We start from the raw sequence: 22,747 nt of genomic DNA, 5'->3' as shown, positions 1-22,747 counted from the left end.
GGCACGATGAATTGGCCTGCGGCAACCGGCCCCTCACCCCTGCGGCTGGGGCTCCATCCCGGCATCGGGCTCTTCGCCCCCCTTCTTGCCTTCCTTGCGCGCGCCTGCCTTGGGCACGGTGGAGCCGCGCGAGGGGGGAGTGTCGTCGCCAAGATCGCGCGACGGCTTCTCGCCGCGGATGATCGCCTGGATTTCGTCGCCGGAGAGCGTCTCGTATTCGAGCAGCCCTTCGGCAACCGCGATCCACGCGTCGCGCTTGGAGGTCAGGATCTCCCGCGCCTTCTCATGGGCCTCGTCGATCAGCCGGCGCACCTCGTCATCGATCTTCTGCTGCGTCTCCTCCGACATGTTCTGCTGGCGCGCGACGGAATGGCCGAGGAAGACTTCTTCCTGGTTCTCGCCATAAGCGACCTGGCCGAGCTTGTCCGAGAAGCCCCAGCGCGTAACCATGGCGCGGGCGAGCTTGGTTGCCTGCTCGATATCGGAGGCGGCACCCGAGGTGATGTTCTCCTTGCCGAACTTCAACTCCTCGGCGACACGCCCGCCCATCATGATGGCAAGGCGCGAGATCATCCACTTGTAGCTCATGGAGTAGCGGTCGCCCTCCGGCAATTGCATGACCATGCCGAGCGCGCGCCCGCGCGGGATGATCGTCGCCTTGTGCACCGGATCGGACGAAGGCACGTTGAGCGCCACCAGCGCGTGGCCCGCCTCGTGATAGGCGGTCAGTTCCTTCTCCTCCTGCGTCATGGCGTGCGAGCGGCGCTCCGCACCCATCATGACCTTGTCCTTGGCGTCCTCGAACTCCTGCATGGTGACGAGGCGCTTGTTGCGCCGCGCCGCCATCAGGGCAGCCTCGTTGACGAGATTGGCAAGGTCGGCGCCGGAGAAGCCCGGCGTGCCGCGCGCCACGATCTTGAGATCGACATTGGGCGCCAACGGCACGTTGCGCACGTGAACCTTAAGGATCTTTTCGCGGCCGGCCACATCCGGGTTCGGCACCACGACCTGCCGGTCGAAGCGGCCGGGGCGCAGCAGCGCCGGGTCGAGCACGTCCGGCCGGTTGGTGGCGGCAATCAGGATGATGCCCTCATTGGCCTCGAAGCCATCCATCTCGACCAGAAGCTGGTTCAGCGTCTGCTCGCGCTCGTCATTGCCGCCGCCCAGGCCCGCGCCGCGGTGCCGCCCGACGGCGTCGATCTCGTCGATGAAGATGATGCAGGGCGCGTTTTTCTTCGCCTGCTCGAACATGTCGCGCACGCGGGACGCACCCACGCCCACGAACATTTCCACGAAGTCGGAGCCGGAGATGGTGAAGAAGGGCACATTGGCCTCGCCGGCGACCGAACGCGCCAGCAGCGTCTTGCCGGTTCCGGGAGGGCCGACGAGCAACACGCCGCGCGGGATCTTGCCGCCCAGTCGCTGGAATTTCTGCGGATCGCGCAGGAATTCGACGATCTCCTCGAGATCCTGCTTGGCCTCGTCCACGCCCGCCACGTCCTGGAAGGTGACGCGGCCATGCGCCTCCGTCAGAAGCTTGGCCTTGGACTTGCCGAACCCCATGGCGCGGCCGGAGCCCGACTGCATCTGCCGCATGAAGAAGATCCAGACCGCCAGGATAAGGATCATCGGAAGCCAGGAGATGAAGTAGCCGAGGATCGAGCTGGAGCCGTCGGTCTCCGGCCTGGCATTGATCGTTACGCCGCGGTCCTCGAGCCGCTGGACGAGGCTTGAATCGCCCGGCGAATAGGTCTGGAACGGCGTCTGGTTGTCCGCATAGGTGCCGGTGATCCGGTTGCCGGTGATGGTGACGCTTTCCACACGACCCTGCGAGAGTTCCTCTAGGAACTGGGAATAGGCGATGTCACGCGTGGCGCCGCGCTGCTGGGGCGCCTGAAACAGGTTGAACAATGCAATCAGAAGGACCGCAATGATCGCCCACAGCGCGAAATTTCGATAATTTGGATTCATGTTCGTTCCGTCAGTGCGCCGAGGCCGGCATCGTTGCCCCTAACATAGGGAGCGAGCACAGAGTTGCCAAGCATTCCGGCAGCGGTGGACCTCAAAATGAGCAGCACATGGTTTATCCCATATGTTCTTTGTGGCCATGGAATGGCAGAGCGGGAAGCGGGCCGCCTCGAAGGAGATCAAGAACGGCGCCCGCGGGGGCGGAATCGAAGGAGGGGAGAAGCCGTGCCCATGGCCCGGCTACGGGACGCACGGAGACCCCCTCGGCCTCGCCGGCAAGCCCGAGGCAATCGCCGTTTTTCCAGAGGGCTGGCTCCGTCGCGAGCGCGGAGCGCAGCAGGCCGGCGGGGGCATCCACGTCTCCCAGGGAGGCCTCTTCGGCGTTCTCACGGCCATAAGGGGCGAGCACAAGCCCGGCAGTCCCCTCCCCGGCCATGACCAGGTAGCGGCCGTCCCACAACACCTCGCCGGCAAGGGCGGCTGCAGGAAGGTTGCGCCGCTCGCGATGGAGATAGAGTTGCCCATGGCTGACCGTGACCACCGCCCGCGAAAGGCTGGCGCGCAGCCCCTCGCCGGCCCGCGACAGGACCGCCACCGTGCGCGCCTCGTCGGGCAGGTGCGGCGTGCCGCCGGCGACCGCCAGAAGAATGCGCAGCGCGTAGAGGCCGGCCGCGGTTTCGCGTACCGCCGGCAGCGGCAGGCGGAGCAGGCCGGGCACGGGCCTTTCGGCCGCCCGCGCGACGATGCTCGCGGCGGATCGCCCCGTCTCCTCCCGAGCGGCCTGCGCCTTGCGCGCCGAGGCGATCAATTCCCGGATTGCCGGCTCGTCCAGGTCCTGCCGCACGCGCGCCCGCTCGAACCGGCGGTCCCGATTGGTCGGGTCCTCCGCCCAAGCGATGCCGCGCTCGCGCAGGAAAGCGCGAAGCGCGCCGCGCCGGACGGCAAGCAGCGGCCGGACGATCCAGACATCGCCGTCATAGAGCGTGGCAGGCGCCATGCCCGCCGTGCCGCGACCGGCCCCGCGCGCAAGCCGCATGGAGAGCGTCTCCGCCTGATCGTCGGCGGTGTGCCCGGTGAGCACGAAGCGGGCGCCGGCCTCCCGCGCCGCCTGTGCGAGCAGCGCAAGCCGCGCTTCGCGCGCGGCCGCGGAAATGCCCGTCGAGGGCTTCGGCCCTTCCCAGCGCAGCAGGCGATGGGCAATGCCATGGGCCGCGGCGAGACGGCCGACCGCCCGCGCTTCCTCGCCCGATCCGGGCCTCAGCCCGTGATCGACGGTCACCGCCAAGAGAGCGGGCGCACCGGACAGATGCTCGAGGTGATCGTGGAGGAGGAGGAGAAGGGCGAGTGAATCGCCACCGCCGGAAACCGCCGCGACCACGGTATCGCATCCGGCAAGGCGGATATCGGAAAAGAGCGCGCCCGGCTCGTGCGGAAGCTCCGGGCTCAGCAACCCGCGAGCGCCTGTTCCTGCTGCACCCGCCCCCTGAGCGCGGCGGAGATGTCGGGATAGCGATGGCCGATCTCCGAATAGGTGGCGCAGGCCACGTCGCGCTGGTTCATCGCGGTGAGCGAAACGCCGAGCTTCAGGAGCATCTCCGGCGCTTTGACGGCATCGGGAAAATCGCGGTTGGCCTGCAGAAAGACCTCCGCGGCCTCGCGGTAGCGGTCCTGGCCGAGCATCGCCTCGCCCAGCCAGAAATGGGCATCCGCTGCGTGCTCGCCCTCGGGAAAGGTGTCGAGATATTGCCGGAACCCTGCCTCCGCCGTGCGGTAGTCGCCGGAAAGGATGAACTGATAGGCGCTCTGGTAGATCTCCTCCGGATTGTCGGAGTGCGGCAGCGCGGCCACCACGGAGCCGTCCTGGCCCGCCGGGGTGCCCTGCAGGAGATCGATGGGCTGGCCGGCGCCGCCCGAGACGACATTGCCATTCTCGTCGAAGGTGATTGTGCCGAGCGTGCGCGGCGGCTCCCCGAGCGGCGGGTTGCCTCCCGCCGCCGGGGGAACCGGCGCCTGCGGCACGCCTGCCGGCGGAAGCGTGGCAGAGTCCGCGGCTGCGGCCGCCTGCTGGCCGCCGCCTTCAGCCGGCGGCGGCGATAGGCGCTCGGTCCTCTGGTCGGGCTTTTCGCCTCCGGCGCTGCCCTGGCCGCCGCCTTCAAGTTCCTGGAAGCGGAACTCGGTGTCCTCCTGCATGCGGCGCATCTGGTCCTGCATCTGAAGGATTTGAAAATTGAGCTCTTCGATCCGCCCGTTGAGCTTGCGAATCTCTTCCTCGAGCCCCGTCAGGCGCGGATCGGTCGCCTGCACGGGGACGACCCGGGCCTCGCCGGCAGCTCCCACCGGCTGCTCCGGCATCGGCGCGGAGCGCAACTGGAACGCCGCGGCGGGGACAACCGACGCCGCGACGAAAAGTGTCAGCGCGGCGAGCCCGCGCAAATGGTTTCGGGACAGCATTCCTATCTCGCTTCTCGACCAGAACACGGCAGGGAACTTAACCCTGCGGCATCCCCTTATCAGGTCGCGAGACTTCGGCCAAATTTTGATTTTGTGAGCGAATAGGAGGAGCGGACAGCGAATAGGGAGAGAAAGGGAGATATTTCTTCCCCTATCCTACTCCCTACTCGCTCAACTCGCCAATCGCTCAGCTTCCGGCGCCGTTCAGCACCGTGACGGCGCGCCGGTTCTGCGACCAGCAGGAGATGTCGTCGCAGACGGCGACCGGACGCTCCTTGCCGTAGGAGATGGTCTGGATGCGGCTCGCGGTCACGCCGCGCGCCACGAGGAAGTCGCGGGCGGCGGCGGCGCGACGGGCGCCGAGCGCGAGGTTGTACTCGCGCGTGCCGCGCTCGTCGGCATGGCCCTCGATAGTGATCGAGTAGGACGGATACTGGTTCAGCCATTGGGCCTGCCGCGCCAGGGTGCCCTGGGCATCGGCGCGGATGACGGAGGAATCGGTGTCGAAGAAGATCCGATCGCCGATCGCGACCGTGAATTCCTGCCGGGAGCCGGGGGTGGCCGCCCCGCCGACGCCGCCGGCGCCGAGACCCAGATCGGCCGCGGAATTGGGAACCTGCTTGTTCGAGCGGCAGCCGGCGACGGCAAGCAAGGCGACAAGGGCGATGGCGACAGGATTTCTTGTCAGAGCTGCGATACGGCGCATGCCGTCACTCCTTGGGATTCGAGTGGATTTCTTCAGTGCCTAGTAACCATGGCTCGGTTAAGGGTTGCCGAAGAAACAGGGTTAATCTTTTCTTTCCGCCGGGCCGGAATCACGAGAACCCGTGATTCGGACGGTAGCGGCAATTGCGGCTGAAAGGCGGCGACCGCCTCACTTCAGGAGCGGCGACCAGGCGGGATCCGATGCGAAATTGGGCGTCGGGATCTGCTGTTCGTTGCGGCCGGTGAGGTCGATCGAGTAGAGTTTCGGCCCCGGCGAGCCCGCGGCCTGACGGAAGAACATGATGACCCGCCCGTTGGGCGACCAGGTCGGCCCTTCCTGCAGGAATCCGGTGGAAAGGATGCGTTCGCCCGAGCCGTCCGTGCGCATGACGCCGATCTGGAACTCGTTGCCGCTCTGCTTGGTGAAGGCGATGAGATCGCCGCGCGGCGACCAGACCGGCGTCGAATAGCTGCCGTCGCCGAAGGAGATGCGCTGCGGGTTGGAGCCGTCGGCATTCATCACATAGATCTGCGCCCGCCCGCCGCGATCGGAGGTGAAGACGACCTTGTTGCCGTCGGGCGAATAGGAGGGTGAGGTGTCGATGGCGTTGGTGTCGGTCAGCCGTGCGGTGGTCCGTGTCCTCAGATCCATCGTGAAGATGTTGGAGTTGCCGTCCTGGCGGAGCAGGCTCATGATCACCTTGTCGCCGTTTGGCGAGAAGCGCGGTGCGAAGGTCATGCCGGGAAAGTTGCCCACGAGCTCGCGCTGCCCGGTCTCGAGCTGCAGCAGATAGACCTGCGGCTGTCCGCTCTCGTAAGACATATAGGTGATCTCCTGCCGCTCGGGCGAGAAGCGCGGCGTCAGCACGATGGCGCGGCCATCCGTGAGATACCGCTGGTTTGCTCCGTCCTGGTCCATGATGGCGAGCCGCTTCACGCGGTTGTCACGCGGGCCGGACTCGTCGACATAAACGATGCGGCTGTCGAAATAGCCTTTCTCCCCGGTGAACTGCTCGTAGATCGTGTCGGCGATGATATGGGCGACGCGCCGCCAGTCCTGCGGATTGGCGAAGAACTGCTCGCCGACGAGCTGTTGGCCGGCGAAAGTGTCCCAAAGGCGGAACTCGGCCTTGAGGCGGCCACCCGGCTCCTCCGTCACACGGCCGGTAACGATCGCCTGCGCGTTGATGACCTTCCAGTCCTCGAAACGGGGGGAGACGTCGGGATTGGAAATCTTCTCGATGAAGGCCGCCCGATCGATCGGCGCAAACAGGCCGGAGCGGCGCAGGTCGGCCGCGATCACGGCGGAGATCTCCGCGCCCCTTCCGCCACCGGACAGGAAGTCGGTGATGGCGATCGGTACAGGCTCGACGACGCCGCGGTTGACGTCGATTTCCACCAGCGCGCGCGCCGGCACGATGGTCAGCGCGACGAGCCCCATGGTCAGGCTTGCAATGGCGAGGGCCGCGTTGAGAAGGTTACGCATCAGCTCATGCCTCTTGGGATTCTTGGGTTCGATGACCTGAACATGCCCGGTCAGAAGGTTGGTTTGGAAGTGAGAACAATGGTGTGTCGACTGCTGTATCTTTCCGCCGGCAGATTGTTGTAAGGGGCGCATGCCATGATGGCACGATGCGCCGACTCCGCTGTCGAACGAGCTATGGCCGATCCGTCGCCGCCCTCGATGGTCAGCTTTTGGTCCGTGATCTCCTGTGCAAGTGCCGGCATCGCGGCCGGCGCGGCGATTCCCACGGGCAAGCTTACGTTAGCGAAGGCCGCATTGGGGAAGCTCCGCATCAGAACATCTCGGTTGGATCGAAATTGACGATGACCTCATCCCAGCCGCCGCTGTATTTCTCCGCCGGTAGATCGTAGGGCGCACATTGCAGGATGGCGCGGCGCGCCGATTCCGCCGCGGCCCGCGCCACCCCCGATCCGTCGCCGCCCTCGATGATCTCGGGACGGCCTTCGACTGCGCCGCTGGGATCGAGGTTGAACTTGATGGATACTCGGAGGTTTTCCGCATCGAGGGCGCCGGGGGGTACATTCCAGCAGCGCTGAACCTGCGATCTCAGCGCATCCAGTTCACTCTGCGACAGCTTCTGGCCACTGGTCGTCTCCCTGGCACCGAGAGATGCTTCCTCGGTCGAGCGTTTCGCGCCGCCGCCAGAAGCCTTTTCCTTATTGAGGAGCATGGCCACGTCGTCGAGCACGTCCTCCTTCTCGGTCTCGCGGCTCGCCTGCTTCTGCTCGGCGGCCGGCTTCTCGGCCTGCTTGCGCTCGGGCGCCTTGGCGATCTGCGGCTTGGGTGGCTGCGGACGCGACTGCGGGACGGGAGCCGCGGGCGGCAGCTTCACGCTTTCCGCTTCGGCGTTTTCGGCCACGAGGGGTTCGGGCGCAGGATCGGGCTTCAGTTCCTGCCTGGGTTGCGATTCAGGCTCGCGCTCGGTTGCCGGAACCGGCACTTCCTCGGCTCGCGCCTGCTGCTTCTCCTCGACAGGCTTTTCCGCCGGCTTCGGCTGCGGTTCCGGCGAAGGCGGCGGCTCCGACGCCTGCTCCACCGGCCGTGGCTTGGCCTCGGGCGTCGGCGGCGGCTTCAGGTCCGTATCGGCCTCGCCCACTTTCTGCGCATCCGCCACCGGGTCCGGCCGCTGGGTCGGCTTCGGTGCCGGCTTGGGCGCAACGGGCGCATCCTTCTCGCCCTGCTGGACCTGCGAGATATCGCCGACGGGGATGATATCGACCGGCAACGCCTCGACATCCGAAACCTCGAACGCACGCGGGGCCGACAACGAGAACAGCCCGAAGCCGAGAAGCACCGCATGCAGGGTGACCGATGTGGCGAGACCGGCCTTCATGGTCGTCAGCTATCCTGTTCCTGCAGGGTGACGAGGCCGAGATTGCGGAATCCCGCAGCGGAGATCCGCGCCATCACGCGCATGACCGTCCCGTAATCGGCCGAGCGGTCGCCGCGCACATAGATGCGCTCTTCATAGCCTGCCTGCGCGATCGCCTGCAGCTTGGGCACCACCTCGTCAAGCGGGATCTCGGTCTCCTGCAGATAGATCCTGCCTTCGCTGTCGACGGAGACCGTGATCGGCTGCGTTTCCGAATTGAGCGCTCTCGCCTGCGTCTCCGGCAGGTCGATGGGCACGCCGACTGTGAGCAGCGGCGCCGCCACCATGAAGATGATGAGCAGCACCAGCATCACGTCCACGAAGGGCGTGACGTTGATTTCCGATATCGGAGCCAGATGGCGCCCACGGCGCCGGCGCCCGTTTCCACCACCCCTTGCGGAAGCAACCGACATGCCCATCAGGCATACTCCTCGGCACGTGCCTTCGGCGCGACCTTCTCATCGATTTGCCGCGACAGTATGGCGGAGAATTCGTCCGCGAAACCTTCCATGCGCGAAGTGAGCTTGCCGGCATCCGCAGTCAGCTTGTTATAGGCGATGACGGCCGGAATGGCCGCGAGCAGCCCCATGGCGGTGGCAAGCAGCGCTTCCGCGATGCCGGGCGCCACGACGGCGAGATTGGTGGATTTCGATCCGGCAATGGCCTGGAACGACGTCATGATGCCGACCACCGTGCCGAAAAGGCCGATGAAGGGGGCGGAGGAGCCGACGGAGGCGAGAAAGCCGAGTCGGCCTTCCAGCCGCTCCATCTCGCGGGTGAGCGCCAGGTCCATCGCCTTGTCGATGCGCGTCTGCAGCCCGAGCGGCGATCGCGCGCCCTTCTCGAAGCTCTTCTTCCATTCGCGCATTGCGGCGACGAAGATCGAGCCCATGCCGCTGGTCTTGCGGTCCGCAAGAGAGCGGTAGAGCTCCTCCAGCGACTGGCCGGACCAGAAGACCTGTTCGAAGCGGTTGAGCGCCACGCGCATGCGCGCATAGGCCAGGCTCTTGTCGATGATGATGGTCCAGGTCCAGATGGAGGCACCGAGGAGACCCAGCATCACCAGCTTGACGACCCATCCGGCTTGCCAGAAAAGGGCCCAGATGGAGAGGTCCCCACCGGGCGCGGCGAGCTCTACACTTTCCATACTCAACGTCCTCGTAAAAACCCGGGCAGCATGACTTGCCGGTCCGTCCCCGCCTCTCGTGTCCTTGCGCCGCGGACAACGCCGCGGTTTCCAGAAGGCTTCAAGGCGCCTTTTTCCGACAAATTTTGGTCAAAGGAAGGCGCTTGAGCCACCGGTCGCGCCTTTCATCATATGAAGACGTATGGTTAACGCCGTATTACCAAGGTCGTTGAATCGCGAAGATCGCGCCCGCAACGACGTCAGGCCGGTCTGCGCAGGAAGAATGCGGCCCATTCCTTCGGGAACCTCCGTGGCCTGCCCCCCTCTCCGATGACGGCGGCTTCCACCCGGGCCTCCACCAGGAGATCCGCCCCGCGTGCGAGCCGTTGGTGCATTCTTATGCGTGCGCCCGATATGTCCTCGATGCGCGTCTCGATCGTGACGATGTCATCGATGCGGGCGGGTTGGCGGAAATCGATTTCCATGCGCCGCACGACCCAGGAAAGCCGCTCGCCATGCTTGCCGTCTGCAAGCTCCGTATGGTGCACACCGGAAAGGCGCAGGAAATCCGAGCGCCCACGCTCCAGGAATTCCAGATAACGCGCGTGATAGACGACGCCGGTGAAATCGGTATCCGCGAAATAGACCCGCGCCATCAGGCGGTGGCCGGTCTCCGTCAGTGCGCCGCTGATGCCGACGGTGAGTTGATCTTGTGCCGCTTCGGTCATCGTTGTCGCGCTTGGTCCTCTTCCTGGAAGAGGCTGATCTGCGCCTGGGAAATTTCCTTTGGCGGATTGAGGCCCAGATGCTTCCAGGCTTTTGCCGCCAGCACCCGGCCGCGCGGGGTGCGCTGGATGAAGCCCTGCTGGATCAGATAAGGCTCGATGATGTCCTCGATCGCGTCGCGCGGCTCCGAGAGTCCTGCCGCGATCGTCTCGATGCCGACGGGACCGCCGCCGAAATTCTCGACGATCATCGTGAGATAGCGCCGGTCGAGCTGATCCAGCCCGAGCGCATCCACTTCGAGCCGCGACAGTGCCGCATCCGCGACCTCGCGTGTCACCTGGTCCGCGCCTGCCACCGAGGAGAAATCGCGCACGCGGCGCAGGAGGCGCCCGGCGATGCGCGGCGTGCCGCGGGCGCGGCGGGCGATCTCCTCCGCACCGTCCTCCGTGAGCGGCAGGCCCAGGATGCGTGCGCCGCGCGTGACGATCGCCTGCAGTTCCTCGACCGTGTAGAACTCGAGCCGGACCGGGATGCCGAAGCGGTCACGCAGCGGCGTGGTGAGCAGGCCGAGGCGCGTGGTGGCCGCCACCAGCGTGAACTTGGCGAGGTCGATCTTGACCGAGCGCGCGGCCGGCCCCTCGCCGATGATGAGGTCGAGCTGGTAATCCTCCATGGCGGGATAGAGGATCTCTTCGACGGCCGGGTTGAGCCGGTGAATCTCGTCGATGAAGAGCACGTCCCGCTCTTCGAGATTGGTGAGAAGCGCTGCGAGATCGCCCGCCTTCGCGATGACCGGGCCTGACGTGGAACGGAAGTTGACGCCGAGCTCGCGCGCCATGATCTGCGCCAGCGTGGTCTTGCCGAGCCCCGGCGGGCCGACGAAGAGCACGTGATCCAGCGCCTCACCGCGTGAGCGTGCGGCCTCCACGAACACCTTCAGATTGGCACGCGCGGTCTTCTGGCCGACAAAATCGTCCAGCGACTGCGGCCGCATCGTGGCGTCCGTATCCTCGCCGCGCTGGGCGGGGGAGATGATGCGGTGCGCATCACTCATGTGAGGAACTCCATGCCGGGAACGTCGAATGCGGCGCGGCGGTCAAAATAACGGTATAGGCGCGGCCTGCGTCGGCTCCCGACGAAGAATTCAAATGATCCGCGATGGCCACGCGATCAATTTCCTCGCCGTTCAGCTTCGCGGATGAGGGGCCGAGAATACTGAACAGGGCAGCCGCCTTGGCATTGCGCGGCATCACCCAGGCATTCCCGTTTTCCCCGGTAAACCCGATCGTAGCTCCCGGGTGGGGGTTGGAGCGGTCACGGAGTTCCTTTGGGATCGTGATTTGCCCCTTTGAAGTGATGGCAGCCCGGATACCCATGGCCTTACCTTTCGCAAATTCCTCACTTCACGGTAAAGTAAGGAACACCTGTTTCAAGCATGCGGTTTACCGCGCCAGTTCCCTCAAACCCAGCCGGATGAGCGTGCCGGCATCCGCACCCTCGCCTGCCGATTTCAGCGCGGCGGCCACCGCATTGGCGGCGATGTCGCGCGAGTAGCCGAGATTGGCGAGCGCAGAAACGGCATCGGAGACCGGCGCCGAGGCCACGCCCTCGCCGAGTTCCTGCTTGAGGCCGATCGTGCCCGTCGCCTCGCCGGCGAAAGCCGGTGCCTTGCTTTTAAGTTCCGTGACGATGCGCTCGGCCACCTTCTTGCCGACGCCAGGCGCGCGCGCCACCATCGCGATATCGCGAAGCGCGATGGCGTTCGCGAGCTCGGCCGGCGTGAGGGTGGAGAGAACGGCGAGCGCCACCTTGGCGCCGACGCCCTGCACATTGTTCTGGAGCAGCCGGAACCACTCGCGCTCGAGCGCGCTCTGGAACCCGTAGAGGCGGATCATGTCCTCGCGGACATAGGTCTCGATGAAGAGCGTCGCGGCTTCTCCCGCACGGCCAAGAGAGGACAGGGTGCGGGCCGAACAATGCGCGACATAGCCGACGCCGCCGACATCGATGATGCAGTGATCCTCGCCGATCTCCTCGACGATACCCTTCAGCTTGCCGATCATGGCTGTGCTTCCAATGCAAGCCGCGCGGTGATCGACTGACGGTGATGCGCGTGGCAGATGGCGACCGCGATGGCGTCCGCCGCATCGTCGCTGTCGAACCGCGCCTTCGGCATCAGCACTTTCACCATCATGTGGATCTGCTTCTTGTCTCCATGGCCGACGCCGATCACCGCCTTCTTCACAGCGTTCGGCGCGTATTCGGCGACCCGCAGCCCCGCGCGGGCCGGCACGAGCATGGCGACGCCGCGCGCCTGGCCGAGCTTCAGCGTCGCCACCGCATCCTTGTTGACGAAGGTGGCCTCCACCGCCGCCTCGTGCGGCACATGCTGATGCAGAACATCGGCGAGCCCGTCATGAAGCTGGCAGAGGCGGGAGGCAAGGTCGGCCTTGTGGTCCGACCGCACGGTGCCCGCGCCGACGAAGCGCAGCGAGTTGCCCAGAGTGTCGAGGACCGCCCAGCCGGTACGCCTCAGCCCCGGATCGATGCCGATGATGCGAATCGTGCTTGTCATCGCGGCAGGATAGAAAAGCGAACAGAGAATAGCGAGCAGCGAATGGAAGCGCCGTGTCGGCTCGCCTTCCTGTTCGCTGTTCCTTCTCTGCTAGCCCCGCGCGAAAGCCGTCTGAAGCAGCGTTATCTGATCGGAGACCGGGTTGTGGGCGAAGGACTCGCCCTTCGCCCGGCTCTTGACCGTGCCGTAGATCTCCTCGTCCATGCGGCGGACGAGAGCCTCGAGCCTGAGCGAGCGGCGCACGAGACTGCGGAAAGCCTCCGGCAGCTCGCTCCAGCCCGGCGCCTCCTCCTGGAGCGAAGTGGTATCGAGCCGCACCTTCGCCTTCTCGGCCGCCACCTGCTCACGCGTCATCTCGCCTGAATTGGCCGCGCGCTGGAGGAGCAGCCAGGAGGCGAGCTGCATGAGGCGCGTGGTAAGGCGCATGGATTCGGCAGCATAGAGCCCGGCGGCCACCCGCGAGAGAGTCTTCGCGGCAGCACGACCGTCGCCATCCAGATACTCGGCGGCTTCCTCGACCAATCCCATTCCCTCATTGTAGAGGGGCTTGAACGATTGGGAGAACACGCGCCTTTCCGCCAGCTTGATCATATTGACGCCCCCCGTATGAACGGTAGCCATTCCTACTCGCCTCACAACCCTGTACGGCCCGATTTAGCCGGGCATCTTGCATTTTGATGTGGGTCAGAAAATGCGCCGGGTGACAACCAAACGCAACCCCTACCTTAATGAAAGGTTAACAGGGAATGCGGAGCAAAAAAAGAGCCGCGGGACAGCGGCTCTCAGGAGTTAACAGGGAGGCGTCAAACAGAATGGCTCCAGCCACTCAGTCAGAATCCAGATCACTGGATACGCACAGTAAAAGCGCGTAAAGCTTAATGAAGAGTTAATGAACTCTGCCGCCTTCATGAAAAATTTTCCTAAAACCGCGCTTGCGGATCCAAGCGGGGCGGCAATTCCTGTCGCCGAGACTTTTGAAACTTTTCTGTGGATGGCGTCGAAAGTGCCTGCGCGCCTGAAGCCGGCCAGCGCCCTCACAAACCCCAAAGGCCGGCCACGCCGTCATATATGAGCTTCAAAGAGACGACGAAGATCATGGCGTACATGAGAGGATAGAAGATCTCCGGGCGCATGCGTCGGACGACCCAGGCACCCGCGAGCGTGGCGAGCGGCGCCACCGGAACGAGCATGAGCGAAGCGGTGAGATTGGTCGCGTCGAACTGGCCGAGCGCGAAATAGGGCACGAGCTTTGCCGCGTTCACGATGGCGAAGAAGATGACGCTCGTTCCCGTGTAGAGTTTCGGATCCTGTTTCAGTGGCAGAGCGTAGACCTGGTATGGCGGCCCGCCCGCATGGGCGACGAAGCTGGTGAATCCCGAGACGGTGCCCCAGAACAGACCTTTCGCCGGGCTGTGGCCGGCGGCTTGCTCACTTTTCCTCAGCTTGTCCGCCACCCAGCGCAGGAAGAAGAGGAGCGTGACGATGCCGACGATCAGGCGGACATGGTCCGCCGTCACCACGGCCGCGGTGAGCCAGCCGATGCCGATGCCGAGCATCGCGCCGGGCAACATGATCGCGAGCACCCGCCGGTCATGGAAGCCGCGCCAGGCCCAAAGCGAAACCATGTCCATCACAATGAGAATAGGCAGGAGGATGGCGGCCGCCTGCACGGGTGAGACGACCAGCGCCATCAACGGCACGCCGATCAGCGCCATCGCGCCACCAAGCCCGCCTTTTGAAAGACCGACGAGGATGACCGCAGGAATCGCGGCGAGATAGAAGATCGGGTCGGTGAGGATTGGTGCCATGGGAGGACGTCGCTTGCCGTTGCGGCATAAACGGTTTGCCTGCTCTTGGCGAGGGGGCGGGCATGATTTCGAAATCTTCTTGTGGCTGCGCCTTCCCTTCGTTTACAGCCTTGCGGAGGCTCCATGCCCCATTCACACCAAAAACCGCCGTCAGTTTTCGGCGCCCAGGGATTTCGCACGGCAGGGAAACATGACCGAAGAAACAACGCCCAACCGCTGCCGCATCGTGTTGATCGTGCCTCAGCCCGGCGCCGATGACGAAGGGCGGGTCGAGGCCGCTCTTCGCGGCGGCGACATCGCATCGCTCGTCATTCCCGACCACGGCATCGACGAAAGCGCCTTCCAGGCGCGCGCAGAGCGCCTGGCGCGCCTGGCCCAGGCGCGTGGAGTCGCCGCGGTGGTGGCAGGCGAGCCGCGCATCGCTGCGCGCATCCAGGCCGACGGGATCCATGTTGAGGGTTCCAAGGCCGAGCTCGCGGATGCCATCCGCAGGCATCAGGGCCGAATGATGGTGGGCTGCGGTGGCGCGAAGAACCGCGATGACGCGCTGGAGCTCGGCGAGACCCAGCCCGACTATATCTTCTTCGGCCGCTTCGGCTATGACACCAAACCCGAGCCCCACCCGCGCAATCTCTCCCTCGGCGCATGGTGGGCGGATATGATCCAGATCCCCTGCGTCGTGCTCGCCGGTTCGGACATCGCCTCGGTGGTGGATGTGGCCCGGACCGGCGCGGAGTTCGTTGCATTGGGGAATGCGGTGTTCGCGGAGGGGCTGGATTCCGCAGCCAAGGTGGCGGAGGCCAACGCGCTGCTCGACGAGCACGCGCCGGTACTGGAGGAACAGCGATGAGGCACCTCGTCACGACCACCCTGCTTTCTGCAGCGCTGGTCTGCACGCTGTCCGGGGAAACGGTGGCCCAAACACCGGCCGCGCAGCAACCTGCCGATCAGAAGGCCGGCCGGCCATCGGCACCCGAATCCGCTTCGGATCCCGCCCGGCCCGCACCTCGAGCGCTCGACCCGGCCCGGTTCGGCAAGGTGCTGGACGAGGCCTTCGGCGCCTACCAGCGCGGCCACTACCTCACGGCCGTGAAGCTGGCCCTTCCGCGGGCGGAGGCGGGGGACGCGGCGGCGCAAACCTTGGTCGCCGAGATCTACGCACGCGGCCTGGGCGTGCACCGGGACGGGAAGGAGGCAGCCAAGTGGTACGGCAAGGCCGCCGAGCAGGGCGATCCCGATGCGCAGCTGCAATATGCGCTCATGCTGCTCGACGGCGAATTCGTCGAGCACGATTTCGACAGGGCCTATACGCTGATGCGGAAAGCCGCCGAGGCGGGCAAGCCGCTCGCCCAGTTCAATCTCGCCCAGATGATGGTGGAGAGCGGCGCGAAGGCAGAGGAAGCGGTCGCCTGGTACGAGCGCGCCGCCAATGCCGGCTTGCCCGATGCGCAATACGCAATGGCGCAGGTCCACGCCAACGGCTTCGGCGGCAAGCCGAAGGACGACGCAGCCGCGCGAAGATGGTTGCTCCGCGCCGCCCAGAAGAATTTCGACACGGCCCAGCTCGATCTCGGCACTTGGCTGATAGAGGGCCGCGGCGGCGAGAAGGATCCCGAGGAGGGCTTCGCCTGGCTCAGCCGCGCCGCCGAAAGCGGCAATGTCGCCGCGCAGAACCGCGTCGCGAAACTGTACATGGCCGGCATCGGGACGGAACCCGACTCGATCCTCGCCGCTTCCTGGTACATCACCGCTCGCCGGTCCGGCCTGACCGATATGGACATGGAGGATTTCCTGGCCGGGCTCACCGACGAGCAGATCGAGCAGGCAACGGAGCGCGCCAACCGGCTGCGGTAAGGAAAACACGGCAGGGCGGCACGGGTCTCCCCGCCCTTGCTTCCATGCCCGTTTTATGATCTTGAAGCGCCGGCCCGGCTCTATGGCGCGGCTCCACATCAGGACGGCAGGAATGAAGATCAACGGTAACGAAATCCGCCCCGGAAACGTCATCGAGCACAATGGCGGCCTCTGGGTCGCGGTGAAGACGAATGCGGTGAAGCCCGGCAAGGGCGGGGCTTACAACCAGGTCGAGCTCAAGAACCTGATCGACGGCACCAAGCTCAACGAGCGCTTCCGCTCCGCCGAGACCGTGGAGAAGGTGCGGCTGGAGCAGAAGGACTTCACCTTCCTCTACGAACAGGGTGAGGCTCTGGTCTTCATGGATTCGGAAACCTACGAGCAACTCGAGCTTCAAAAGGAGTTCGTGGGCGACCGCGCCGCCTTTCTGCAGGACGGCATGACGGTGACCGTAGAGCTCTATGAAGAGAAGCCGATCGGCATCTCGCTGCCGCCGCAGGTCACCCTGGAGGTGGCCGAGGCCGACCCGGTGATCAAGGGCCAGACGGCGACTTCCTCTTATAAGCCGGCGGTGCTCGAAAACGGCGTCCGCGTCATGGTTCCGCCCTTCGTCTCCGCCGGCGAGAAGATCGTCGTCGATACGGACGAGATCACTTATCTGCGCCGCGCCGACTGACGGCGCGGAGCTTCTATCCCAGGATTTCCCCATGCCGCGCTCGGCCATCATCAATGTCATGATCCAGGCCGCCATGAAGGCCGGACGGTCGCTCGCGCGCGACTTCGGCGAGGTGCAGAACCTGCAGGTCTCGCTCAAGGGGCCCGGCGACTATGTGAGCCAGGCAGACAAGCGCGCAGAGCAGATACTCTACACCGAGCTTTCGCGCGTCCGGCCCGGCTATTCCTTCCTCATGGAGGAGAGCGGCGCGGTGGAGGGGGACGATCCCCAGCATCGCTGGCTGGTGGACCCGCTCGACGGCACCACCAATTTCCTCCATGGCATCCCGATCTTCGCGGTGTCGGTCGCGCTGGAGCGCCAGGGCACCCTGGTGGCAGCCGTGATCTACAATCCGGCCATGGACGAGCTCTACACGGCCGAACGCGGCGGCGGCGCCTTCCTCAACGACCGGCGCATGCGGGTGGCGGCGCGCAGGGACCTTCCCGACTGCGTCATCGGAACGGGCATTCCCCATCTCGGCCGCGGTCATCATGGGCGCGCGCTCGTCGACCTGCGCAATGTGATGGCCGAGAGCTCCGGCATCCGCCGGATGGGCTCCGCCGCGCTGGACCTCGCCTATGTGGCGGCGGGCCGCATGGACGGTTTCTGGGAGGATGCGCTGCAGCCCTGGGACACGGCGGCGGGCATCCTGATGGTGCGTGAGGCCGGCGGTTTCGTCACCGACAGAACGGGCGGGCAGGACATATTCGGAACCGGTTCCGTGGTCGCGGGCAACGAGGCGATCCACCGCAGCCTTCTCAAGATCCTGCAGAAGCCTGATTCCTGACCCCGGCATTCGCCGCGTAGAGCTGCCCGGAACGTTTGACGGCCTCTTCCGCCGTCTCGGGCGGGCTCCAGGCGAACACGCGGATGAAGGCGGAAGGATCGAGCGTCAGATCATCCAGCAGCGCCGTCTTCAGCTTCTCCCTTCCTGCCACGCGCGCTGCCGCCTGCATCAGGCTCACCGGCACGGGGAGCAGCCGGTGCGGCATGTCCATGCCGGCTCTCAGCCATCGGAGGATCTGCGCCAGCGAGACCACCTCGCGGTCGGCGACCTCGAAGGTGCCGCCCCCGGTTCCGCCGAGCGCCGCTTCCACGGAAGTCACCATGGCGTGAGAAAGGTTGCCGACCGAGCACATCGAGCGACGGTTCCTGACGGCGCCGAAGGGCAGCGGCGTCGTGCTGGCGGCGAGGCGCTGGAGCCTCTGCCAATTGCCCGGTGCATCATGTCCGTAGACCAGCGGCGGGCGCAGGATGATGCCCGCGCCGCCGCTTTCGGCGAAGCCGCGCGCATGGGTTTCGGAGGCAAGTTTGGAACGCCCATAGGCGTTGGAGCTTCGCGGGTCACGCTCCGCCTCGCGGGCCGCGATGCTGCTGAGGATCATCAACACCTTGACGCCGGCCTTGTGGCACGCCTCCGCCAGTCTGCGCGTGCCGGCGTCGTTGACCGTGAAGAACTCGGCCTCCGCCGCCTCGCGGTGCGCGAGCCCCGCCAGGTGGATGACCGCATCGACATCGGCCAGGGCCTGCGACCAGTCCGTCGCGGGGCCGATTTCCCCCACGGCTATGAACCGCGGGGCATCCGGCCTTGGGCGCCGGCCCGCCTCCACGACCTCGTGCCGGCGAATGGAAAGCGCGGGCACGAGATGGCGGCCGATGAAACCGGTGCTGCCGGTGACGAGTATTCTTGCCATGAGCCTGGATACCTTCCGGTCTCACCGAAATCTTCGTCTACTCTAACTTCACCGTCGGAGGATTAGGAAGGACATGCGTTACATATTTCAATTTGGTCACAATTCCGTTTAGAGTCTCCGCCAAACACCGTATCAAGCTGAAGTGGAGTCGAGGGGAGAAATGGCCTTGCTGAAATCGCTCGGGGCGGAGCGGCTCGTCGTCGATGACGGATATGATCCGCGGCGTCTCTCGAGCCCTCAGGTTTTCCTCTATTCCATGCTGATCTTCCTGGTGATCGCCGGTTTCGTTGCGGCGATCCTCTATCGCCAGATATCCGCGGCATTCCAGAGCAATCCCGGGCTGAACGGACTTATCCTGGGAGTGCTCGGCGTAGGTATCCTGCTCGCCCTGGCGCAGGTCGTGCGGCTTTTCCGCGAGGTGCGGTGGGTCAATTCCTTCCTTGCCGGCACGGAAACGTCCGATCCGGTTCTGCTGGCGCCCATGAAGGCCCTGCTCAGCCGCTCCTCCACCATGGCGCTCTCGACGAGTTCCATGCGCTCGATCCTCGATTCCATCGCCACGCGCCTCGACGAAAGCCGCGACATCTCGCGCTATCTTATCGGGCTTCTCGTCTTCCTCGGCCTGCTCGGCACCTTCTGGGGCCTTTTGCAGACCATCGGCTCCATCGGCGATACGATCCAGTCGCTGGATCCGGGGTCGGGCAATACCAATGACGTCCTGAACTCCCTCAAGGAAGGGCTTTCGGCACCCTTGGGCGGCATGGGCACGGCCTTCTCGTCATCGCTCTTCGGCCTGTCCGGTTCGCTGATCCTCGGCTTCCTCGACCTGCAGGCGGGGCGGGCGCAGAACCGCTTCTACACGGAACTGGAGAACTGGCTCTCGACGGTGACGGATCTCGGCTCCGACCTCGGCGAGGGTGCCCGCAACGGCACGTCGGAAGAACTGCGTGAACTGGCCGAGAAGCTCAGGGCGATGCAGGAGACAGGGGGCAGCAACCCCCGCACGGCGGCTGCCATGGCCTCGCTCGCCGAGGGAATCTCGGGCCTGGTGAAGAACATGCGCCAGGAACAGCAGATGATGCGGGATTGGGTGGAGGCCCAGGCCGCCGATCAGAAGGCGCTGCGGGAAACGCTGGACAAGATCGCGACGTCGCTGAAGAAGCGGGAAAGCAGCTGATGCCGCTTGCGCGCGCCCGCCGCCGGGAGCGGGGAATCGACTATTGGCCGGGCTTCGTCGACGCGCTGTCGACGCTGCTACTCGCCATCATGTTCCTGCTCTCCGTCTTCGTCGTCATGCAGTATTTCCTGAGCCGGGAGATCAGCGGCAGGGATGAGGCGCTGGACCGCCTGAACGCGCAGATCAACGAACTGACGCAGCTTTTGGCCCTGGAGCAGGCCAACACGCAAGACGCGCGGGATCAGGTCGCGACGCTGCGCGCTTCGCTTGCGGAAGCCGAGGCCGAGCAATCGCGCCTGCAGCAGCTTCTTTCGAGCGGCGCCGGCAGCGAAGCCGCCGCAAGCGAGCGCATCGGCACGCTTCAGGGCGAATTGGAGGAGGAGCGGCAGATAAGCCAGCGCGCCCTTTCCCAAGTGGAGCTCCTCAACCAGCAGATCTCCGCGCTCCGGCAGCAGATCGCCGCACTCGAGGATGCGCTGGAGGTTTCCGAACGGCGCGACCGGGAATCCAACGCCAAGATCGCCGATCTCGGCCGCCGCCTCAACGTGGCGCTCGCCCAGCGCGTGCAGGAGCTGAACCGCTACCGGTCCGATTTCTTCGGTCGCTTGCGCGAGATCCTGTCCGATCGCGAGGATATCCGCATCGTGGGCGACCGCTTCGTGTTCCAATCCGAGGTGCTGTTCGCCTCCGGCGCGACGGAGATCAACCCGTCGGGCCAGGAGGAAATGGAGAAGCTCGCGGATGCGATCCTGGAACTGCAGAAGGAGATCCCGCCGGAGATCAACTGGGTGCTGCGCGTCGACGGCCATACCGACGACGTCCCGCTTTCAGGCACGGGCCGTTACCGCGACAACTGGGAACTGTCCGCCGCACGCGCAGTGGCCGTGGTGAAGTTCCTGATCGAGCACGGCGTGCCGGCGGAGCGGCTCGTGGCCGCGGGCTTCGGCGAGAACCAGCCGCTCGATCCCGCGGACACGCCGGAAGCCCGCGCCCGCAATCGCCGCATCGAGCTGAAGCTGACGGAGAGATGAGGAATGGCGAATAGCGGCAGCGCGAACGTCCCCGTTATGGTGTGGAGATCGTTTCGTACACCAGGTCTCCTGTTTGCCACTCGCTTTACTCCGCCGCGCCCTTGAACACATCCGCGCCCGCTTCGAATTGCAGGCTTGCTAGCCTGGCATAGACGCCGCCGCGCGCGACGAGATCGGCGTGCCCGCCTTCCTCGATCACGCGGCCGTCCTCGAGCACGAGGATCCGATCGGCCTTGAGAATGGTGGCGAGGCGATGCGCGATGACGATCGTCGTGCGGCCCTGCATCAGCCGCTCGAGCGCTTTCTGGACCAGGGTCTCGCTTTCGGCATCGAGCGCCGAGGTCGCCTCGTCGAGCAGAAGGATGGGCGCGTCGCGCAGGATGGCGCGGGCGATCGCGAGACGCTGGCGCTGCCCGCCCGAAAGCATCACGCCGCGCTCGCCCACCTGCGTGTCGTAGCCGTTCTCCAGCGCCATGATGAAGTCGTGCGCAAGCGCCGCGCGGGCGGCCGCCTCCACCTCCTCGCGCGTCGCCCCCGGCCGGCCGAAGGCGATGTTCTCGGCTGCGCTCGCGGAAAAGACGGTCACGTCCTGCGGCACGATGGCGATGCGCTCGCGCACTGCCCTCGGGTCGGCGCGGGAAATGTCCAAATCATCGATCAGCACCGAGCCTTCGTCGGGATCGTAGTAGCGCAGCAGCAGGGAGAAGATCGTGCTCTTGCCGGCGCCGGAAGGGCCGACAATGGCCACGGTTTCCCCCGGAACGACCTCGAACGAAAGCTGGTGCAGGGCCGAATGGTCCGGACGGGAGGGATAGGCGAAGCACACATCACGGAAGCGGACCGCGCCGCGCGCCGGCGCGGGCAGGCCGATCGGGTCGGTGGGCGTTGCGATCGCCGGCTTTTCCTCGAGGAGTTCCACCATGCGCTCGGCCGCCCCGGCCGCCTGGGCGAGCTCGCCCCCCACCTCCGACAGGCCGCTGAGAGCGCCCGCCGCCAGCACGGCATAGAGCACGAACTGAACCAGCGTGCCCGCCGTCATGGTTCTGTCGAGCACGTCCTGCGATCCCACCCACAGCACCGCCACCACGGCGAAAGATGCGCCGAGGATGACGAAGAAGGTCAGGAACGCGCGAGCGAAGATGGAGGTCCGGGCAGCCTCGAATGCGGCATCCACGGCCGCGCCGAACCGTCCCGCCGCCCTCTCCTCGTTGGTGAAGGCCTGGAGCACGCGCACCGCGCCGATCTGCTCGCTGGCGAAGGCCGTCGCCTCGGCAAGCGTGTCCTGCGCGCGGCGCGAGCGCTGGCGAACGGAACGGCCGAAGGCGACGAGCGGCAGAACGATAATGGGAATGGCAGCCACGGCGAAAGCGGACAGCCGGGGGCTCGTCACCACCATCATGACCACGGCGCCAAGCCCCATCACGGTGTTGCGGGCGGCCTGGGAGGCCGTTGCACCGATGCCCGACTTGATCTGCGTCGCGTCCGCCGTGAGCCTGGAGACGATCTCACCCGATTGAGCTTTGTCGAAGAAGGATGGAGAGAGCCGCGTGACATGCGCGAAGACGTCGCGCCTCAGGTCCGCCACGATGCGCTCGCCCAAAGTGATCACGAAATAATAGCGGCAGGCGGAAGCGACCGCGAGGATTGCCGCCACCAGGAGGAGCGCGGAGAAATAGAGGGAGACGAAGGCGGCGTCCGCATCCGAAAACCCGTGATCTATCACGCGGCGGACGGCCTGGGGCAGCGCCAGCATCGCCAAGGCGGCGACGAGCAGGAAAAAGCCCGCCCCGAGGGCGAGCCCGCGATAGCGGCGCAGATAAGGCAAAAGCCTCCGCAGCGGCTTGAGCGAGCGCCGCGATTTGCCTTCCTGCGCAGCGGGTATGGATGCCATGGCCTTTCCTCCGGCGATCGGTCTCGAGATTCCGTCCCAGCCGGCCTTGTATCGATTGAGCGCCTGATGTATAGGCACGCGAACCTTTTCGAAGCCGTAGCCTTCATTGGCCGCGGCTTCAAGTTTTCA

24 protein-coding genes are annotated in these 22,747 nt (G+C 65.6%); 6 read left to right on the top strand and 18 right to left on the bottom strand.

Translation table 11 applies throughout. The annotated features are described in order from the left end of the window. Positions 1-33: 33 nt before the first annotated feature. From ftsH to PVE73_RS03200, 16 genes are all read right to left on the bottom strand, one after another. The gene (ftsH, locus tag PVE73_RS03275) at positions 34-1,971 is read right to left on the bottom strand and encodes an ATP-dependent zinc metalloprotease FtsH (RefSeq protein ID WP_277365575.1); all 1,938 of its coding nucleotides are present in this window, start codon (positions 1,969-1,971) and stop codon (positions 34-36) included. A gap of 112 nt (positions 1,972-2,083) precedes the next feature. Then, a complete protein-coding gene (gene tilS / locus PVE73_RS03270) occupies positions 2,084-3,418 on the bottom strand; it encodes a tRNA lysidine(34) synthetase TilS (protein ID WP_277365574.1) in 1,335 nt (444 codons plus the stop codon). Next, positions 3,412-4,419 (bottom strand): tol-pal system protein YbgF, encoded by a 1,008-nt coding sequence (gene ybgF, locus PVE73_RS03265; RefSeq protein WP_277365573.1) that lies wholly within the window; start codon positions 4,417-4,419, stop codon positions 3,412-3,414. The genes tilS and ybgF overlap by 7 nt, the downstream gene beginning before the upstream one ends. A gap of 187 nt (positions 4,420-4,606) precedes the next feature. Further along, positions 4,607-5,125, bottom strand: coding sequence for a peptidoglycan-associated lipoprotein Pal (gene pal / locus PVE73_RS03260; protein WP_277365572.1), 519 nt, complete (start codon positions 5,123-5,125; stop codon positions 4,607-4,609). Positions 5,126-5,293: 168 nt separating this feature from the next. Next, positions 5,294-6,610 (bottom strand): Tol-Pal system beta propeller repeat protein TolB, encoded by a 1,317-nt coding sequence (tolB, locus tag PVE73_RS03255; RefSeq protein WP_277365571.1) that lies wholly within the window; start codon positions 6,608-6,610, stop codon positions 5,294-5,296. Positions 6,611-6,660: 50 nt separating this feature from the next. Further along, on the bottom strand, positions 6,661-6,921 hold the full coding sequence (locus tag PVE73_RS03250; RefSeq protein ID WP_277365570.1) for a hypothetical protein: 261 nt from the start codon (positions 6,919-6,921) through the stop codon (positions 6,661-6,663). Further along, entirely contained in the window at positions 6,921-7,982 is a 1,062-nt protein-coding gene (locus PVE73_RS03245; protein ID WP_277365569.1) for a hypothetical protein, read from the bottom strand. Before PVE73_RS03245 ends, PVE73_RS03250 begins: the two co-directional genes overlap by 1 nt. A gap of 5 nt (positions 7,983-7,987) precedes the next feature. After that, positions 7,988-8,440, bottom strand: a complete 453-nt coding sequence (gene tolR, locus PVE73_RS03240; protein WP_277365568.1) for a protein TolR — start codon at positions 8,438-8,440, stop codon at positions 7,988-7,990. Beyond that, entirely contained in the window at positions 8,440-9,168 is a 729-nt protein-coding gene (tolQ, locus tag PVE73_RS03235) for a protein TolQ (RefSeq protein ID WP_277365567.1), read from the bottom strand. Before tolQ ends, tolR begins: the two co-directional genes overlap by 1 nt. A 239-nt stretch (positions 9,169-9,407) precedes the next feature. Further along, entirely contained in the window at positions 9,408-9,875 is a 468-nt protein-coding gene (gene ybgC / locus PVE73_RS03230; protein WP_277365566.1) for a tol-pal system-associated acyl-CoA thioesterase, read from the bottom strand. Then, positions 9,872-10,927, bottom strand: a complete 1,056-nt coding sequence (gene ruvB / locus PVE73_RS03225) for a Holliday junction branch migration DNA helicase RuvB (RefSeq protein WP_277365565.1) — start codon at positions 10,925-10,927, stop codon at positions 9,872-9,874. Before ruvB ends, ybgC begins: the two co-directional genes overlap by 4 nt. After that, positions 10,920-11,249, bottom strand: a complete 330-nt coding sequence (locus PVE73_RS03220) for an AbrB/MazE/SpoVT family DNA-binding domain-containing protein (RefSeq protein ID WP_277365564.1) — start codon at positions 11,247-11,249, stop codon at positions 10,920-10,922. Before PVE73_RS03220 ends, ruvB begins: the two co-directional genes overlap by 8 nt. A gap of 66 nt (positions 11,250-11,315) precedes the next feature. Beyond that, positions 11,316-11,936 (bottom strand): Holliday junction branch migration protein RuvA, encoded by a 621-nt coding sequence (ruvA, locus tag PVE73_RS03215; protein ID WP_277365563.1) that lies wholly within the window; start codon positions 11,934-11,936, stop codon positions 11,316-11,318. Next, positions 11,933-12,448, bottom strand: a complete 516-nt coding sequence (ruvC, locus tag PVE73_RS03210; RefSeq protein ID WP_277365562.1) for a crossover junction endodeoxyribonuclease RuvC — start codon at positions 12,446-12,448, stop codon at positions 11,933-11,935. Before ruvC ends, ruvA begins: the two co-directional genes overlap by 4 nt. 90 nt (positions 12,449-12,538) lie before the next feature. Beyond that, complete coding sequence (locus PVE73_RS03205) at positions 12,539-13,069, bottom strand: DUF1465 family protein (RefSeq protein ID WP_277365561.1); 531 nt, start codon at positions 13,067-13,069, stop codon at positions 12,539-12,541. 413 nt (positions 13,070-13,482) lie between these two features. Continuing rightward, on the bottom strand, positions 13,483-14,256 hold the full coding sequence (locus tag PVE73_RS03200; protein WP_277365560.1) for a sulfite exporter TauE/SafE family protein: 774 nt from the start codon (positions 14,254-14,256) through the stop codon (positions 13,483-13,485). Between the two features lie 190 nt (positions 14,257-14,446). On the opposite strand from PVE73_RS03200, the gene PVE73_RS03195 reads away from it, so the two are divergent. From PVE73_RS03195 to PVE73_RS03180, 4 genes are all read left to right on the top strand, one after another. Next, positions 14,447-15,106, top strand: coding sequence for a thiamine phosphate synthase (locus tag PVE73_RS03195; RefSeq protein WP_277365559.1), 660 nt, complete (start codon positions 14,447-14,449; stop codon positions 15,104-15,106). Then, positions 15,103-16,110: a tetratricopeptide repeat protein gene (locus PVE73_RS03190; protein ID WP_277365558.1), complete on the top strand. Its 1,008-nt coding sequence runs from the start codon at positions 15,103-15,105 to the stop codon at positions 16,108-16,110. The genes PVE73_RS03195 and PVE73_RS03190 overlap by 4 nt, the downstream gene beginning before the upstream one ends. 112 nt (positions 16,111-16,222) lie before the next feature. Then, the gene (efp, locus tag PVE73_RS03185) at positions 16,223-16,786 is read left to right on the top strand and encodes an elongation factor P (protein WP_277365557.1); all 564 of its coding nucleotides are present in this window, start codon (positions 16,223-16,225) and stop codon (positions 16,784-16,786) included. Positions 16,787-16,817: 31 nt separating this feature from the next. Beyond that, entirely contained in the window at positions 16,818-17,612 is a 795-nt protein-coding gene (locus PVE73_RS03180; protein WP_277365556.1) for an inositol monophosphatase family protein, read from the top strand. Here PVE73_RS03180 and PVE73_RS03175 read toward each other — a convergent pair. Then, positions 17,584-18,519, bottom strand: coding sequence for an NAD-dependent epimerase/dehydratase family protein (locus PVE73_RS03175; protein WP_277365555.1), 936 nt, complete (start codon positions 18,517-18,519; stop codon positions 17,584-17,586). The genes PVE73_RS03180 and PVE73_RS03175 overlap by 29 nt on opposite strands. A gap of 160 nt (positions 18,520-18,679) precedes the next feature. Here PVE73_RS03175 and PVE73_RS03170 point away from each other — a divergent pair, with 160 nt between their 5' ends. Together PVE73_RS03170 and PVE73_RS03165 are read left to right on the top strand one after the other, a co-directional pair. Then, positions 18,680-19,696, top strand: a complete 1,017-nt coding sequence (locus tag PVE73_RS03170; protein WP_277365554.1) for a MotA/TolQ/ExbB proton channel family protein — start codon at positions 18,680-18,682, stop codon at positions 19,694-19,696. Continuing rightward, positions 19,696-20,727: a peptidoglycan -binding protein gene (locus tag PVE73_RS03165; RefSeq protein ID WP_277365553.1), complete on the top strand. Its 1,032-nt coding sequence runs from the start codon at positions 19,696-19,698 to the stop codon at positions 20,725-20,727. Before PVE73_RS03170 ends, PVE73_RS03165 begins: the two co-directional genes overlap by 1 nt. A gap of 85 nt (positions 20,728-20,812) precedes the next feature. Here PVE73_RS03165 and PVE73_RS03160 read toward each other — a convergent pair whose 3' ends face one another. After that, positions 20,813-22,618 carry an ABC transporter transmembrane domain-containing protein gene (locus tag PVE73_RS03160; RefSeq protein WP_277365552.1) on the bottom strand — a complete coding sequence of 602 codons (1,806 nt, stop codon included), beginning with the start codon at positions 22,616-22,618 and terminating at the stop codon, positions 20,813-20,815. Positions 22,619-22,747: the final 129 nt, after the last annotated feature.

Source organism: Chelativorans sp. AA-79 (assembly GCF_029457495.1).
Taxonomy (GTDB): Bacteria; Pseudomonadota; Alphaproteobacteria; order Rhizobiales; family Rhizobiaceae; genus Chelativorans.
This window is presented reverse-complemented; position numbering and strand designations above follow the sequence as displayed.

Excerpts from the sequence above, each read along its gene's own strand:
- ftsH (WP_277365575.1), bottom strand. The coding sequence starts at position 1,971 with ATGAATCCAAATTATCGAAATTTCGCGCTGTGGGCGATCATTGCGGTC.
- ybgF (WP_277365573.1), bottom strand. The coding sequence starts at position 4,419 with ATGCTGTCCCGAAACCATTTGCGCGGGCTCGCCGCGCTGACACTTTTC.
- pal (WP_277365572.1), bottom strand. The coding sequence starts at position 5,125 with ATGCGCCGTATCGCAGCTCTGACAAGAAATCCTGTCGCCATCGCCCTT.
- tolB (WP_277365571.1), bottom strand. The coding sequence starts at position 6,610 with ATGCGTAACCTTCTCAACGCGGCCCTCGCCATTGCAAGCCTGACCATG.
- PVE73_RS03250 (WP_277365570.1), bottom strand. The coding sequence starts at position 6,921 with ATGCGGAGCTTCCCCAATGCGGCCTTCGCTAACGTAAGCTTGCCCGTG.
- PVE73_RS03245 (WP_277365569.1), bottom strand. The coding sequence starts at position 7,982 with ATGAAGGCCGGTCTCGCCACATCGGTCACCCTGCATGCGGTGCTTCTC.
- tolR (WP_277365568.1), bottom strand. The coding sequence starts at position 8,440 with ATGGGCATGTCGGTTGCTTCCGCAAGGGGTGGTGGAAACGGGCGCCGG.
- tolQ (WP_277365567.1), bottom strand. The coding sequence starts at position 9,168 with ATGGAAAGTGTAGAGCTCGCCGCGCCCGGTGGGGACCTCTCCATCTGG.
- ybgC (WP_277365566.1), bottom strand. The coding sequence starts at position 9,875 with ATGACCGAAGCGGCACAAGATCAACTCACCGTCGGCATCAGCGGCGCA.
- ruvB (WP_277365565.1), bottom strand. The coding sequence starts at position 10,927 with ATGAGTGATGCGCACCGCATCATCTCCCCCGCCCAGCGCGGCGAGGAT.
- PVE73_RS03220 (WP_277365564.1), bottom strand. The coding sequence starts at position 11,249 with ATGGGTATCCGGGCTGCCATCACTTCAAAGGGGCAAATCACGATCCCA.
- ruvA (WP_277365563.1), bottom strand. The coding sequence starts at position 11,936 with ATGATCGGCAAGCTGAAGGGTATCGTCGAGGAGATCGGCGAGGATCAC.
- ruvC (WP_277365562.1), bottom strand. The coding sequence starts at position 12,448 with ATGACAAGCACGATTCGCATCATCGGCATCGATCCGGGGCTGAGGCGT.
- PVE73_RS03205 (WP_277365561.1), bottom strand. The coding sequence starts at position 13,069 with ATGGCTACCGTTCATACGGGGGGCGTCAATATGATCAAGCTGGCGGAA.
- PVE73_RS03200 (WP_277365560.1), bottom strand. The coding sequence starts at position 14,256 with ATGGCACCAATCCTCACCGACCCGATCTTCTATCTCGCCGCGATTCCT.
- PVE73_RS03195 (WP_277365559.1), top strand. The coding sequence starts at position 14,447 with ATGACCGAAGAAACAACGCCCAACCGCTGCCGCATCGTGTTGATCGTG.
- PVE73_RS03190 (WP_277365558.1), top strand. The coding sequence starts at position 15,103 with ATGAGGCACCTCGTCACGACCACCCTGCTTTCTGCAGCGCTGGTCTGC.
- efp (WP_277365557.1), top strand. The coding sequence starts at position 16,223 with ATGAAGATCAACGGTAACGAAATCCGCCCCGGAAACGTCATCGAGCAC.
- PVE73_RS03180 (WP_277365556.1), top strand. The coding sequence starts at position 16,818 with ATGCCGCGCTCGGCCATCATCAATGTCATGATCCAGGCCGCCATGAAG.
- PVE73_RS03175 (WP_277365555.1), bottom strand. The coding sequence starts at position 18,519 with ATGGCAAGAATACTCGTCACCGGCAGCACCGGTTTCATCGGCCGCCAT.
- PVE73_RS03170 (WP_277365554.1), top strand. The coding sequence starts at position 18,680 with ATGGCCTTGCTGAAATCGCTCGGGGCGGAGCGGCTCGTCGTCGATGAC.
- PVE73_RS03165 (WP_277365553.1), top strand. The coding sequence starts at position 19,696 with ATGCCGCTTGCGCGCGCCCGCCGCCGGGAGCGGGGAATCGACTATTGG.
- PVE73_RS03160 (WP_277365552.1), bottom strand. The coding sequence starts at position 22,618 with ATGGCATCCATACCCGCTGCGCAGGAAGGCAAATCGCGGCGCTCGCTC.